The following is a 13,618-nucleotide window of genomic DNA, read 5'->3' as shown; positions in this document are numbered from 1 at the left end:
TTGTCTAGATTGGAACATTAAAATCACCGCCTAAATAGAATCTACCTATAGGATAACAAAACAAAATGGATAATTGAGGGAAATGAGATAAAAAAACAGGCTGTCGAGACTTTCTCGACAGCCTGAGCATTCCGCCTTGCGGAATGCTTTTTTCTATGAGGAAAATGACATCAATCTCCTTCTAAAGTTGTAGAGAGTAATAAGACATTGTTAGGTGGTATTAAATAGTTTTATAGGTTATCATTTCCATATACATAGGAAGTGAGGAGATCATGATGACACGACCAATATGCATCACCTGTGGAACGCAATACGAGGAAATGGAATCCTACCCAAGTGATTGCGTGATTTGTAAAGAGGAAAGACAATATGTTAATCCAGATGGACAGGAATGGACGACGCTTGCGGAAATGCAAAACAAACCGTTTCAAAATCAAATGATTGAAGAACAGACAGGATTGTATAGCATCACGACAGCCCCGACATTTGCGATTGGACAAACAGCGTACCTGGTGCAGCGTAATGGATTTAACGTGCTATGGGATTGCCTTTCCTATCTTGATAAAGATACGATGCAAGCGATCAATGAGATTGGTGGAATTGACGCCATAGCCCTTTCGCATCCTCATTATTACTCTTCTCAAGTAGAATGGGCTGAAGCCTTTGAAGTTCCAATTTACATTCATGAAGACGATACAAAATGGGTCATGAGAAAGAGTGAAAGAATGGTATTCTGGCATGGTGAGGAGTTGGAGCTCGCCCCTAGCTTAACCATTCATCGTCTTGGAGGACACTTTCAAGGGGGTTCAGTGCTTCATGTGAAAGAAGACAATGAAGAACAGGGATTACTGTTAACCGGAGATATTATTCAGGTTGTAGCTGATCAGGATTGGGTAAGTTTTATGTATAGTTATCCTAATTTAATTCCTCTGCCTGCGAGTAAAGTAGAGGAAATGGCTCATAAGGTCAAGCCGCTAAAGTTTGCTCGCCTTTATAACGCTTTTCATCGTGTCGTCAAGTCTAACGCAGATGAGGCAGTCCAGCGTTCAGCTGTACGCTATCTTAAGGCTCTTGAAGGAACACTTTTTCATACGTAAGTGCAAAACCTCCTTTAATGAAGGGGGTTTTGTTTTGAAGAAGAAGGAGAAGGGAAAGAGCTTTTCATAATCGAATACAGTAAAAAGAGGAGAGGATAAGAGATGAGAGTTTTCAATTATAGTCGATCGGCAGGAAAGGAAATAACTAAATTTGGATCGCAGTTTGTCATGTCTCGTATTACTCAAACAGAATCAAGTGTACATATTGGCGCAATGTATCTGGACAAAGAGGGGTTAATAGGTTTGCACCAGGCCGTGACACCCCAATTATTATTAATTGTAAGTGGAGAAGGGCTAGTAAGAGGAGAAGAGAATGAGTTAGTAAAAGTAAAAGAAGGCGATGCTGTTTTTTGGAATAAAGATGAATGGCATGAGACGACGACTGAAAAAGGGTTAACCGCTATTGCCATTGAAGGGGAACTGAATCCAGATTTGTTTTTGAGTGAGAAAGAACCATCAGAAGTACAGGAGGAATTTTAATTTTAATACTCAACATAGAGGAAATAGAAATACAAAAAAGCTCTTCCACCGGGGAAGAGCTTTTTCAATATGATTTACGCTTTAACTACGTTAGTAGCTTGTGGTCCGCGGTTACCTTGCTCAGTGTCAAAAGTAACTGTTTGACCTTCTTCAAGAGTTTTGAAACCTTCGCCTTGAATAGCTGAGAAATGTACGAATACGTCGTCTCCGCCTTCAACTTCGATGAAGCCAAAACCTTTTTCTGCGTTAAACCATTTTACTGTACCTTTATTCATGTGTGTATCCTCCAAGTGCATTTTGCACAAATATTACTATTCCTGCTCTACATAATCATTTGAGATGTAAGTACTTCCTAAAGTAGCCTGCTCTTTAATAATCAGTACCGAACAACAATAATTAACCTTAGTATAACACGTCTCCCAAAAAAAGCAAACCTCTTCTGAAAAATCCTGAACTTTTGTTTATGAATGATAAAATGAATTGAAGTTTAAATTGATCCACCACTTTATAGAAATCATTATCTGATTTAAAGGAAGTGAAAATTTTTAATGTAAAATGAAAGGTGTTCCTCTATGATAGAGTAGAGATTCGATTTATCAGCGGAGGTAGAAGATATGCCAGTTCAAGACTCGATTATTGATCAAGAAGTACGATTGATAGGAAAGCAGCTAGAGGCAAGAAAGTTAGATATAGCTAAAAGCTTACTGAAACCGGGCAAGGGCACTGCAGAAGCCCTTAGGTTACATACTGAGCTTGTTCAGCTATGTGCGGATACAATCTTAATTGGTTTAGAAGAAACGCTGCCACAGGTCACTAAGTGGGGTAGAGAGACAGGAGAGCTGGCTGTTCAATTCGGTTCAGAATTAGATGAGTCACTGAAAACTACGTCAGAATTTAGAATGGCAATATGGGACGTGATTGAGCTCATTACAATTGAAGCAAATCAATCGGTTCCAAGTGTTTTTAAAGCCGGGAAATTGATTGACCGTTTACTTGATCAAGCTGTTTATGCTTACAGTACTGCTTATGTTGCCTCATATAAGAATAGTCTTAGTCATGCTCAAGAAGTATTTCTTGAGCTTTCAGTACCGGTTGTGCCAATTCTTGAAGGCGTTGCTGTTTTACCTATTATCGGTGAGATCGACACGCATCGTGCCAGTCTTCTTATGGAAACAGCTCTAAGAGAGTCAACTGCAAAACGATTGACGCATTTATTTATCGACCTTTCTGGTGTCACGATTGTCGATACGATGGTTGCCAACAACATTTTTAGCATTATTTATTCTCTTGAACTTCTAGGAGTAAAGGGAATTTTATCCGGTATTCGGCCAGAAGTGGCTCAAACGATGATCCACCTTGGGATTGATTTCTCTTCCATCCAAACTCATAGTACGTTAAAACAAGCATTAGCAAAACATATTTTATAATCTTTATTGTCTAAGCGTAAAAGCTGTCCAGGATGGACAGCTTTTTTTGCGAGGAAAAGCGAATAAACTGGAATGTCTTTTATAAGTAAAATCCATTGACGGTGAAGACAATGACTAATAAAATGGTCTCGAAAAATCTTAGTAAGATCCTCTCTTCCACAAGCAAGAACACTACGATCTTAGGCGATAAGACGGTTTGTCTTCAAAGGTCTGACTGACCAGCAGATGGAATCAGGATGCTTAGGTTTTCTTTATTTTTTAGGAAGGGAGGATGTCGTAATGCTTTATCGAATTACGGTTTATCTTCTTGGTATGTTTATTAACTTTTTTGGTGTTGCGCTTGTGATTCATGCAACTCTAGGAGCTGGATTCTGGACATCCTTTTTCATTGGGTTATCAGATTTGGCGGGACTAACAGTTGGTTTTTGGTACGGGGTGTTTCAAATCCTTGTCATTTTTCTCAATGGGAGCTTAATGAAAAAGAAACCGGAATATGGGGCAGTTCTGCCGATTATTCTAGAAAGCTTTATCCTCGACTTTTGGTTAGAAATCGTGTTTTCTTCCGTTCAGTTAACAGCAGCCCCATTACTAGCAAAAGTTGCGATACTGATCGCTGGTATGGTTGCAATTGGTTTAGGAGTAGCTATCTATATTTTGCCACAGTTCCCAAGAGCTCCGTTCGATCAGCTATTTCTTGTCATTAGCGCGAGATTCAACCTTAGTTTGCAGATGGGACAGACAATTGTCGCCGTTGTGATGGCAACTCTTGCTCTACTCATTGGTGGTCCGGTTGGCATAGGGACAATTGCGCTCGTGTTTCTACTCGGACCAATTATACAGTTCTGGTATGAAAGAGCGTATCCAATGTATTACATGCTGTATCCAACGCAAGCACCGCATGAGGAGTATTTATAAAGTTATGTAAAACGCTTTTGTTCAAAAACAAAAGCGTTTTTTAATTGAATCGCCTGAATTCACTTTATTTCGACTTTTGCGAAATATAAATCAAGGGTATACCTATTCTGGGAGGGATCGACTGATGAAAAAAATAATCAATCAACCAGATGACGTTGTAAGCCAAATGCTGGACGGAATGGTGAAGGCACATCCCGAATCCTATCAAAGACTGGAAAGCACGACAGTTCTGATGAAAAAGAATCTATCGGAAAACAAAGTAGGTATTGTTAGCGGCGGTGGAAGTGGCCATGAACCTGCACATGCTGGCTTTGTAGGGGAAGGTATGCTTGACGCTGCTGTAAGCGGAGAGGTGTTTACGTCTCCTACTCCAGATCAGGTGTTAGAAGCGATTAAAGCGGTTGACCAGGGGACGGGAGTTCTTCTTATTACTAAAAATTATACTGGAGATGTCATGAATTTTGAAATGGCGGCCGAGATGGCAGAAGATGAAGGCATATCGGTTGAACAAGTGATTGTTAATGACGATGTTGCGGTAGAAGATAGCACGCATACGACTGGGCGGAGAGGCGTAGCGGGAACGATTTTTGTTCATAAAATTGCAGGTGCTGCGGCCAAAGAAGGAAAAACATTGAAAGAAGTGAAAGCGCTTGCTGAAGAAGTGATTCACAACGTGAGGTCAATGGGGGCAGCACTTCAACCTGCACAGGTGCCTGGCTCAGGGAACCCCGGGTTTGATATTAACGTAAATGAAATGGAGCTAGGGATTGGCATTCATGGTGAGCCTGGAATGGAAACGATTGAACTCATTTCAGCCGACAAATTAGCAGAGCGCCTTGTAGAAGAAGTGCTACCTGAACTAGAACTAAAAGAAGGAGATGAAACAGCGGTTATGGTGAACGGAATGGGCGCAACTCCATTAATGGAGCTATACATTCTAAATAATCGAATACAAGATCTCCTAAAGGAAAAAGGTCTCAAAACGGAATTAACGTTAGTTGGAAACTATATGACTGCGCTTGAAATGGCAGGGGCTTCTTTAACAGTCCTAAAGTTAACGAATGAACGAAAGAAATACGTGACAAGCCCATGTCAGACGATTGCTTGGACGATAAACGACTAAGGGGGTTAAAGTATGTTTACCGCAGAAATGGCTAGACAATGGATTAAAGAGTCTGCTAAAAAGATAGAGTCGCATAAAGAACAACTAACTGATCTAGATCAGGCGCTTGGTGATGGAGACCACGGTCTGAACATGACAAGAGGCTTTAAGGCGGCTGTCGAACAGCTTCCTGAGGAGACGGATGAACCTGGGAAAGTATTGAAAACTGTTGGAACAAGTCTTTTGTCTAAAATAGGCGGTGCTTCAGGTCCGCTTTACGGAACGCTTTTTATGAAAGCTGGAAGTCAGTTAGAAGGAACAACGGTTCAGCTTAGCGACCTTTCTTCAGGTCTCCGTGTTGGCGTGGAGGGAATGAAGAAACGAGGTAAGGCAGAGCGAGAAGAAAAGACGATGATCGACTTACTTGAACCAGTGATTGAGATAATGGAAGAGAAGGGAAATGAACTTACAGCTGATCAATTGATCGACAAGGCGAAGGAAGCGCTTGAGCATGTAAAAGAGTATGAAGCCAAGAAAGGGAGAGCGGCTTACTATAAAGAAAAATCAAAAGGGAAACAGGATGCAGGGGCTCAGTCTTCCTATTATCTAATCGAATCCCTTGCGTCAGTACTTGAAATGGATGGTGAAGCTTAGTGGTCGGTCTTGTCCTTGTCTCACATAGTCCTGATATTTCAAAGGGCTTGAAAAAGATGCTAGATGAAGCCCAGCCTAAAGTCACTGTGCTCGATGCTGGTGGAACGGATGAAGGTGAAATGGGAACGAGTGCCATGAAAATTCAAACCGCTATTGAAAAAGCGGACAATGGGGATGGCGTCGTTATTCTTGTGGATTTCGGAAGTTCTGTCATGAATGCAGAGATGGCGATCGATTTTATAGAGGATGCTCATTCCGTCAAGATCGCTGATGCCCCGTTCATTGAGGGCGCTTATAGTGCGGTGATGGAAGCAGGTTTTGGCAAGTCACTAGATGACGTGGTGGAGTCAGCTGTTCAGGCGAAAGATACGAAGAAAGTGCAGTGAAAGAAATTGAAAAAAACCAGCGCATCCGCATAGATGCGCTGGTTTTCTGTATTTTAAGCGCCAGCCCATACGTCTTTCGCATACCGGCCGTCTCGCTCAAGTTCTTCTAGCCATTGAATGGCTTCTTGCTCAGTAGTTTCATACATCGATTGATAGCTAGTGATGATCGTTTGCTCTACTTCAGGAGCCATATGACTACCGTCACCGCAAACATATAAGCGTCCACCGTCCTTAAGGAGTGGGATGACATCTTTCGCATTCTCAGATACAAGATGTTGGACGTACGTTTTTTTCTGTCCAGGGCAACGTGAAAAGGCCGTGTGAAGGGTAACAAGTCCATCTTTTTCAGCCTGTTCAAGCTCTTCCTGATATAAATAATCATGTTCAGGATTACGACAGCCGAAGTAAAGGTGAGCTGCACCAAGATCTTTGCCTTGTTTGCTTAATTCCCGACGCGCTTGAATGAAACCTCTAAATGGCGCAATACCTGTTCCTGGTCCAATTAAGACCATTGGTGTTTCAGAATCTTCCGGAAGCTGGAAGTTGGACTGTGGCGTATTGATAAAGCAGGCCACTTTGTCACCAAATTCACGCGTTGCCAGGTAGTTCGAAGCAACACCCTTGTATTCTCCCTTACCATTCCAAGCAGTGTCACGAACGACACTAACCGTCATGCTTGCTTCTCGTTCTTTATAAAGCGGAGAACTTGAAATTGAGTAGTAGCGAGCCTTCAGTGGCGGAAGTAATGCGATGAACCGCTCAAATGGAATCTCACAGGCTAGATAGTGTTCAACGAGTTCTAGCATCGTAACGCGCTTTTCAAGGACTTCCTTCTTATAGGTGTCGTCTTCAAGTAACTGCTCGAGCTCCACAACATGTGGTGGGCATACAGTATGTGCAGCTAGTGCACGTATTTGTGAACGCGTTGCAGGTTCTTGAAGCTCTACATAAGAAGAAAGCAACTCCTGAAGTTTCACTGGTTTGTCCGTAGGAAGATGCGCTGCTTTACCTGAGTCGCCAGTGAGTAGCACATGATCCTGCCCGTTTAATGAGAAGCGTTCAAGAACACGATTGACCATTTCATCACTATTTTGCGGAAGGATGCCAACGTGATCACCTTCTTGATAGGTCACACCGTCAGGTAACATCAATTCAATGTGTCGCGTGCTTCTTCCACTCTCTGTATGCTGCAATTCAACATTTCGATTAATAATCGCAGTAAAAGCATGGTGCGTTCTAGCGAGAGGTGTATCACTGACACCACTTACGAAGCTCATTGAAATGGCACTGTTTTCTGAGTTGTTTTCATTTAATTCGATATTCATCGCTTCTGCGAGATTTGGCCATAACGTTGCTTCCCATTTCTCATAATCGCCTTCAAAGTCATCGCTAGCGTCGCCGAATCCAGTTTCTGCAATTCGCTTCGCACCTTTTGTAGACAATTGATCGTCAATGAAGGAAGGGATTCGCTGATACGTATTTGCCCAGTTACGATCACCGCAACCAAAGACAGCATACTGCACACCATTTACTCCTCCATCTTCCATTTCATCTAGCCACTGTACAAATTCGTCTGCATTGTCTGGAGGGTTTCCATTATAAGAAGCCGAAACAATCAAAACAGCTCCCTCCTGAGGAAGTTCATTCACATAATTGTTCAAAGGAGCAACTTCAGAGTGAAAGCCTTGTTGTCGACCAGTTTCAGCTAGGTCACGGGCAATTCCTTCTGCGGTTCCGAGATTTGAACCATATAAGACAAGAAGAGGAGTACCGTGAGCATTTTCCATAGCTATAGGAGCTACCTTTTTCTCTTTTTCATCAGATTCAGAAGCTGGAACAACAAAAGAAATCGATTCCTTTCGTTGCTTCACTTTCATTTTTAGATTATCAGGTTTGAGCGTTAATGTTTCTTTCACATCAAGTTGATAGTTCGAGTGATCGATCAAGTCAAAATGCTGAATAATCATACCCAGGACAAGTGTTGCTTCATGAAGTGAGAATTGTTGCCCAATACATGCGCGCTGTCCATTTCCGAACGGCTTATAAGCGTGTTGTGGGATAGAAGACGGGTCCTCAAAACGTTCAGGTACGAACTCTTCCACATTATCCCCCCAAATGGATTTATCACGATGTAGTTCTGGGAGTAAGAGCGTGAACTCATCGCCTTTTTCGACTTGGTATTCTCCATTTAATGTTGTATCTTCCTTTGCATAGAGAGAGAAGGCAGGCGCAGTTGGCCATAGGCGAAGAGATTCATTTAGGATCATTCGAACATATTTGAGCTGCTTTACCTGCTTATAATCAGGAATCGCATCGCCCACAACACGGTCTACCTCTTCTTGAGCTTTAGCGAGCTTATCTGGATTATTCATGAGGTAGTAAAGGGTAAATGAAAGTAAGCCACTTGTCGTCTCATGTCCAGCGATAAGGAACGTGATGATTTGGAAACGGATATTTTCATCATCAAGCGGTTCACCCGTTTCAGGATCTTTTCCTTTTAACATATGTGCTAAAAGATCATCCTCGCCTTGATCACCATTCTTCTTACGGTCTGCGATTAAGCCATCGACTAGAGAGAACATATAGTTAATATCATCTTTAAATTGCTTTTTGGAGCGCACCATCAGTTTATCTTGAACCCCTAGACGCTGGGATTGATTCATCGCTTCATCTAATGCTCGTACCATAGCATCAACAAATTCATGGTTGGTTTCTCTGTAAAAGCTATTAAAGCGAAAATCGAATCCACAAAGCCCGATCGTATCAAGGGTCAACCGCGTCATATCTTCAGGAACATCAATTTCTTCATCTGGATTAAGACGAGCCCATTTCTGGATAAGCTGAGTGGCAAGGTCGACCATTTTATTATGATAGCCTTTCATCGCTTGCTGACTAAAACTCGGAAGCAGGATGTTGTGTGCTTTTTTCCAATTTTTTTCGTTCGTTTCACTTGTAAATAAGCCATCTCCTCCAAAAGCTCGAACTTTTTGAAGAACTGGTCCTACTTTTTTGTCGAAGCGTTTTTCATTTGTTATTTCAGCTACCAGGGAGGCACTTGAAACAAACGTACTAGTGCGTCCAGGGAATTGGAATTGATAAATAGGTCCAAGTTCTTTTGCCAGCTTCATAAAAGACTGAATTGGTTTTTCTTTATCAATGAGAGGAAGGTTTCCTAAAGGTCCATACGTTTTTGGCTGTGGGAACGATTTCTTAGTAGTCATGATTTAATCACCTCATCTATAAATTAACGGAATGAACGTTCATTCATTTCCTAGTATGAAGAACGAATGCTCTTCACGAATGTGATCTTACGGAATCCCATAAGCTATTTTCAATACCAGTAAAAAGCTCAGGATCAGGTTGAAGTTCACCGGCTCTTACAAGATTCTGAAGTTCTATAAATGCTCCATAAAGAATGGCGATCAGGGCCTCAGAAGGTAGGTTTCGAATAATTGATTGCTCTTTACCAGTATCAAAAAAGCTTCTCAATAGGTTAAGCAGCTGAGTGAAATCCTCCTGACTTTGACTATCCAGAAAATGTGCAGCACTATGTTTTTTAATGAAGTAGAGTGCGTGTTCATTCTGGTTTGTAAACAAAATCATCGCTTTAAATATATGATGAAACTGCTGACGAACAGATTGTTGAAAGGGAAATTGATCCTCAATCGTCTTTGTAAATGTTCGAACATAATCTTGAAAAAGGGTGTTAACGAGGACCTCTTTATTCTCAAAATAACGGTAAATTGTACCAGCACCAACATTAGCTGAAGTGGCAATCATTGGTACTGTAGTCGCATCAAAACCTCGCTCGGCAAATAAGGCTAGAGCGCTTGTCATAATGTTTTCCCGCTTATTTTGTATCGTCATAAGTATCCCCCTTTCTGAAAAAAATACGGAATGAACATTCATTCCCTTTCAATTTTAAACCTATTGGAAAAGCTTAACAATAAAGCAGAGGTCCTAAAAAGATTGAAGATCCTGTTAACTAAAGGGCCATTTCACCTATTGTAATGCTAATAATTGGGAATTTTGTGTTAGGGTTGGCAAAATGAATGAGACCACTTCTTTTAGTGAATGTGGTCTCATCTTATTCTAAGGTTTTAAAATGACTTTAATATTTCCATCCTCTTTCTTATCGAAAATCTCATATCCTTTTGCAGCATCTTCAATCGACATACTATGAGTGATAATGTCTTTCGGGTCAAATTCCTGATTTTCAATCATATCGTAAAGCTTTTGCATGAGATGAATCACAGGCGCCTGTCCCATTTTTAAGGATACGTTTCTTGTGAAGAAATCTCCAAGTGGAAAACGATTTGCTTCGGTGCCGTAAACTCCTGTTAATTGAACGGTACCGAACTTACGAACTGATTTGGATGCTGTTACAATAGGGCTGATCGTTCCGAATTGATTATCAAACTCAGATCCCAATGATTCGTTAGGTGGAACAGTCCCATCCATCCCAACACAATCAATGACCACATCAGCGCCACCTTTTGTCTCTTCGTATAATAAAGCACCGATATCATCGTGCTGTTTAAAATTAAAAGTATCAACCTGGTTCGTACGCTTTCCGTGCTCAAGACGATGGTCTACTTGATCGACAGCAATGACACGTTTGGCTCCTTTAAGCTTGGCAAATTTTTGCGCCATCAAGCCAATCGGTCCACTTCCAAGGATAATCACTGTGTCGCCAGCTTTCACACCGCTGTGTTCCACACTCCAATAGGCGGTAGGAACTACATCAGAAAGGAATAGTACACTTTCATCATCCAACGTACTTGATTCAGGGACTTTAAATGAAGTGAAATCCGCATAAGGGACACGCAAGTATTCAGCTTGCCCACCAGGGTAGTTACCATTGATTTCAGTGAAACCAAATAAGCCTCCAACTTCACCATGTGGGTTCGATTCATCACATTGACTTTCCATCTGGTTTTTGCAATAGTGGCACTCTCCACAACCAATATTGAACGGAATGACAACGCGATCCCCTTTTTTTAAGGTTTTCACATCCGGGCCAACTTCTTCAATGATTCCCATTGGCTCATGACCCACGATATAATCCTGTTGAGGTTCGATACCGCCGTGATAGAGATGGAGATCAGAACCGCAAATTCCGCTAGCGGTAATTTTTACAATCATATCCGTACGTTCTTGAATCGACGGAGCTTCTACATCTTTTACGACCATTTTTTCTTTCCCTTGATAAGTAACAGCTTTCATCTCTTCACATCCTCATTTTTGGTTTATTCTTCCTATTACCTGAATCTTAGCTAATGAAACATTCGTTTTCGACATAATAAAGGAGACACTTTGCGATGAAAGGTCTCCATTCTTTATTATTTTAGTCGATTGGATCCTGAGCCTTTCCGTAACGAATAACATCGATAATCGCCATGCCATCACTCGGCTTACCGGCATCATTTCGATAAGGCATTAGAGAAAAGAAAATAAAATAAATCGAGAAGTAAGTAAATTGATAGAAAAAGAGATCAACTGGAAGAACTTCAGCATAAATTAATGCGTTTAGAATGAGAATAACGATAATGTTAAATAAACTACCCGCTGCATAAATCGCGACGTGAGCCCATGTTTTGTTATAGGATAAATCCTCGTATTGGCACCAACCTTCCATAAAGTATTTCTTTTTCACTTCAAGGGGACCGATATGAAAAATGGTCTTTCCAGTACCGATACAGAATTTGATTTTGCCTCCAAAAACTCTTGCTACAAGAACATGACCTGCTTCGTGTAGGAGCGTGATGATGGGTAATATGATAAAAAAGTTCACGAAGAACATTGGAATATCGCTTAAAGTAAACATTAAAAACCTCCGAATCGTTTGTTTGAAAATCGCTCTATTCGTAAATAGTACACTGAGATAGTGCGTTCCCGATTAAAGGAATTCCAAACATGTGTAAAGAAGTTTCCTTCTGATGTCAGGAATAAAAGCATGTGGGTTGCTCAAAAATGAAAAAGGGTTTATGATGGGTTTATATACCCCGTGGGGTAATTAAAAAAACTGTTACTAGGAGGATAATGACATGTATTTACGTACGTTTTTTGATGAAAAATTGGCACAGTATTCTTATATGATTGGCTGTCAACGAACAGGTGAAGCGCTTGTAATTGATCCAGCACGAGACGTGACACCGTATTTAGAAACAGCGAAGAAGGAAGGCTTTCATTTAGCTGCAGCTGCTGAAACACACATTCATGCTGACTTTGTCTCAGGCGCAAGACAGCTAGCTGAAAAGCATGACGTAAAGCTGTACTTATCCGATGAGGGAGATCAAGATTGGAAATATGGTTATCTCGATGGTTTAAATGTGGAACTTGTAACAGATGGTTCGATCATTCATGTAGGTAACGTGGAGCTGCGTGTGATGCATACCCCTGGGCATACCCCAGAAAGTATTTCGTTTGTACTGACAGATCGAGGTGGTGGCTCTGAGGTACCGATGGGAATATTTACAGGAGATTTCGTTTTCGTAGGAGACATTGGTCGCCCAGATTTACTTGAAAAAGCTGCAGGAGCGGTTGGTACAGCTGAAACGGGAGCGAAAGCAATGTTCAAATCCCTACAAAAATTTAAAGAACTACCGGAATATGTCACGGTTTGGCCAGGTCACGGTGCTGGCAGCGCATGTGGCAAGTCACTTGGTGCCGTTCCACAGTCAACAGTTGGTTATGAACTTCGTAATAACTGGGCATTGAAGGAAGAAAAAGAAGAGACGTTTGTGAAAGAATTATTAAATGAACAGCCTGAAGCTCCGACTTATTTTGCTGTGATGAAGAAAGTGAATAAAGAAGGACCAAACGTCTTAACAGGTGAAGAACTCAAGAAGGTTGAAAGCGTTGATGAAGTTCGTGCACTTGCAACGAATGGGAAGACGACAATTGTGGATACCCGTTCGGCACAGGATTTTGCGGATGGTCACATCGACGGAGCAATTAACCTCCCATTCAATAAAGCATTTACGAACTGGTCTGGTTGGGTGCTGAACTATGAACGCGACTTGCTTCTTATCGCAGAGGATGATCAAAAAGAAGAGATCGTAAAAGCTTTACATTCTATTGGCATTGATCGGATCAAAGCATACGCTGGTCCTGAGCTTCTCTCACAATGGGATGATCTTGAAGGCTATTCCTTTGTGACAACGGAAGAATTGAAAGATGTGTATGATAAAGAAGATGTCTATGTCGTTGATATTCGAAAAGAAAATGAATGGAACGCCGGTCATATTCCTGGTGCTAACCATCACATGCTTGGCTATTTAGAAGATCAGGCGAAGGATATTCCAGAAGATAAAACAGTGGTGGTGCACTGCCAATCAGGAACGCGTTCAGCGATTGGAACAAGTTTACTGCAGTCCCTTGGTTTTAAGGATATTTTGAACTATAGTGGTGGCTTTGCAGCCTGGGAAAAAGACGGAGATAAAATTGAAAAATAAGATAGAGGCTGGGACAAAACCCAGTAAATTAAAATAAGAGTGGCCCTGCGGACAAAGAATTTGTTCGCAGGGCCACTCTTTCTATATTTTCATCTTAATT

13 protein-coding genes are annotated in these 13,618 nt (G+C 41.4%); 8 read left to right on the top strand and 5 right to left on the bottom strand.

From position 1 onward, the window contains the following. The first annotated feature begins 272 nt into the window (after positions 1 to 272). Together PQ511_RS22805 and PQ511_RS22800 are read left to right on the top strand one after the other, a co-directional pair. Positions 273 to 1,097 (top strand): MBL fold metallo-hydrolase, encoded by an 825-nt coding sequence (locus tag PQ511_RS22805; RefSeq protein WP_420541751.1) that lies wholly within the window; start codon positions 273 to 275, stop codon positions 1,095 to 1,097. A gap of 102 nt (positions 1,098 to 1,199) precedes the next feature. Further along, the gene (locus PQ511_RS22800) at positions 1,200 to 1,577 is read left to right on the top strand and encodes a cupin domain-containing protein (protein WP_273854210.1); all 378 of its coding nucleotides are present in this window, start codon (positions 1,200 to 1,202) and stop codon (positions 1,575 to 1,577) included. A 74-nt stretch (positions 1,578 to 1,651) separates the two neighbouring features. Here PQ511_RS22800 and PQ511_RS22795 read toward each other — a convergent pair whose 3' ends face one another. Further along, the gene (locus tag PQ511_RS22795) at positions 1,652 to 1,852 is read right to left on the bottom strand and encodes a cold-shock protein (protein ID WP_098442444.1); all 201 of its coding nucleotides are present in this window, start codon (positions 1,850 to 1,852) and stop codon (positions 1,652 to 1,654) included. 339 nt (positions 1,853 to 2,191) lie between these two features. Here PQ511_RS22795 and PQ511_RS22790 point away from each other — a divergent pair, with 339 nt between their 5' ends. The 5 genes from PQ511_RS22790 (at position 2,192) to dhaM (ending at position 6,061) form a co-directional block, all read left to right on the top strand. Then, the gene (locus PQ511_RS22790; RefSeq protein WP_273854209.1) at positions 2,192 to 3,004 is read left to right on the top strand and encodes an STAS domain-containing protein; all 813 of its coding nucleotides are present in this window, start codon (positions 2,192 to 2,194) and stop codon (positions 3,002 to 3,004) included. A gap of 279 nt (positions 3,005 to 3,283) precedes the next feature. Then, the gene (locus PQ511_RS22785) at positions 3,284 to 3,919 is read left to right on the top strand and encodes a YczE/YyaS/YitT family protein (RefSeq protein ID WP_273854208.1); all 636 of its coding nucleotides are present in this window, start codon (positions 3,284 to 3,286) and stop codon (positions 3,917 to 3,919) included. A gap of 124 nt (positions 3,920 to 4,043) precedes the next feature. Continuing rightward, complete coding sequence (gene dhaK, locus PQ511_RS22780; RefSeq protein ID WP_273854207.1) at positions 4,044 to 5,042, top strand: dihydroxyacetone kinase subunit DhaK; 999 nt, start codon at positions 4,044 to 4,046, stop codon at positions 5,040 to 5,042. Between the two features lie 12 nt (positions 5,043 to 5,054). Beyond that, the gene (gene dhaL / locus PQ511_RS22775; RefSeq protein ID WP_273854206.1) at positions 5,055 to 5,675 is read left to right on the top strand and encodes a dihydroxyacetone kinase subunit DhaL; all 621 of its coding nucleotides are present in this window, start codon (positions 5,055 to 5,057) and stop codon (positions 5,673 to 5,675) included. Then, a complete protein-coding gene (gene dhaM / locus PQ511_RS22770) occupies positions 5,675 to 6,061 on the top strand; it encodes a dihydroxyacetone kinase phosphoryl donor subunit DhaM (RefSeq protein WP_273854205.1) in 387 nt (128 codons plus the stop codon). The genes dhaL and dhaM overlap by 1 nt, the downstream gene beginning before the upstream one ends. Positions 6,062 to 6,114: 53 nt before the next feature. Here the strand turns inward: dhaM and PQ511_RS22765 are convergent, their stop codons facing one another. From PQ511_RS22765 to PQ511_RS22750, 4 genes are all read right to left on the bottom strand, one after another. Then, the gene (locus PQ511_RS22765; protein ID WP_273854204.1) at positions 6,115 to 9,282 is read right to left on the bottom strand and encodes a bifunctional cytochrome P450/NADPH--P450 reductase; all 3,168 of its coding nucleotides are present in this window, start codon (positions 9,280 to 9,282) and stop codon (positions 6,115 to 6,117) included. Positions 9,283 to 9,355: 73 nt separating this feature from the next. Next, positions 9,356 to 9,928 carry a TetR/AcrR family transcriptional regulator gene (locus PQ511_RS22760; RefSeq protein WP_273854203.1) on the bottom strand — a complete coding sequence of 191 codons (573 nt, stop codon included), beginning with the start codon at positions 9,926 to 9,928 and terminating at the stop codon, positions 9,356 to 9,358. Between the two features lie 225 nt (positions 9,929 to 10,153). After that, the gene (locus PQ511_RS22755) at positions 10,154 to 11,287 is read right to left on the bottom strand and encodes an alcohol dehydrogenase catalytic domain-containing protein (RefSeq protein WP_273854202.1); all 1,134 of its coding nucleotides are present in this window, start codon (positions 11,285 to 11,287) and stop codon (positions 10,154 to 10,156) included. Between the two features lie 121 nt (positions 11,288 to 11,408). Beyond that, positions 11,409 to 11,888 carry a site-2 protease family protein gene (locus tag PQ511_RS22750; protein ID WP_273854201.1) on the bottom strand — a complete coding sequence of 160 codons (480 nt, stop codon included), beginning with the start codon at positions 11,886 to 11,888 and terminating at the stop codon, positions 11,409 to 11,411. Positions 11,889 to 12,108: 220 nt separating this feature from the next. On the opposite strand from PQ511_RS22750, the gene PQ511_RS22745 reads away from it, so the two are divergent. Beyond that, the gene (locus PQ511_RS22745) at positions 12,109 to 13,518 is read left to right on the top strand and encodes an MBL fold metallo-hydrolase (protein WP_273854200.1); all 1,410 of its coding nucleotides are present in this window, start codon (positions 12,109 to 12,111) and stop codon (positions 13,516 to 13,518) included. The last annotated feature ends 100 nt before the right edge of the window (positions 13,519 to 13,618 follow it).

Source organism: Guptibacillus spartinae, assembly GCF_028610625.1.
Lineage (GTDB): Bacteria > Bacillota > Bacilli > Bacillales > Guptibacillaceae > Guptibacillus > Guptibacillus spartinae.
Note: the sequence above shows the minus strand (reverse complement) of the source record. Positions and strands in the feature narration are given on the sequence as shown.

What these genes read in the sequence shown, in the direction of transcription:
- PQ511_RS22805 (WP_420541751.1), top strand. Translation starts at nt 273, where the DNA reads ATGATGACACGACCAATATGCATCACCTGTGGAACGCAATACGAGGAA.
- PQ511_RS22800 (WP_273854210.1), top strand. Translation starts at nt 1,200, where the DNA reads ATGAGAGTTTTCAATTATAGTCGATCGGCAGGAAAGGAAATAACTAAA.
- PQ511_RS22795 (WP_098442444.1), bottom strand. Translation starts at nt 1,852, where the DNA reads ATGAATAAAGGTACAGTAAAATGGTTTAACGCAGAAAAAGGTTTTGGC.
- PQ511_RS22790 (WP_273854209.1), top strand. Translation starts at nt 2,192, where the DNA reads ATGCCAGTTCAAGACTCGATTATTGATCAAGAAGTACGATTGATAGGA.
- PQ511_RS22785 (WP_273854208.1), top strand. Translation starts at nt 3,284, where the DNA reads ATGCTTTATCGAATTACGGTTTATCTTCTTGGTATGTTTATTAACTTT.
- dhaK (WP_273854207.1), top strand. Translation starts at nt 4,044, where the DNA reads ATGAAAAAAATAATCAATCAACCAGATGACGTTGTAAGCCAAATGCTG.
- dhaL (WP_273854206.1), top strand. Translation starts at nt 5,055, where the DNA reads ATGTTTACCGCAGAAATGGCTAGACAATGGATTAAAGAGTCTGCTAAA.
- PQ511_RS22765 (WP_273854204.1), bottom strand. Translation starts at nt 9,282, where the DNA reads ATGACTACTAAGAAATCGTTCCCACAGCCAAAAACGTATGGACCTTTA.
- PQ511_RS22760 (WP_273854203.1), bottom strand. Translation starts at nt 9,928, where the DNA reads ATGACGATACAAAATAAGCGGGAAAACATTATGACAAGCGCTCTAGCC.
- PQ511_RS22755 (WP_273854202.1), bottom strand. Translation starts at nt 11,287, where the DNA reads ATGAAAGCTGTTACTTATCAAGGGAAAGAAAAAATGGTCGTAAAAGAT.
- PQ511_RS22750 (WP_273854201.1), bottom strand. Translation starts at nt 11,888, where the DNA reads ATGTTTACTTTAAGCGATATTCCAATGTTCTTCGTGAACTTTTTTATC.
- PQ511_RS22745 (WP_273854200.1), top strand. Translation starts at nt 12,109, where the DNA reads ATGTATTTACGTACGTTTTTTGATGAAAAATTGGCACAGTATTCTTAT.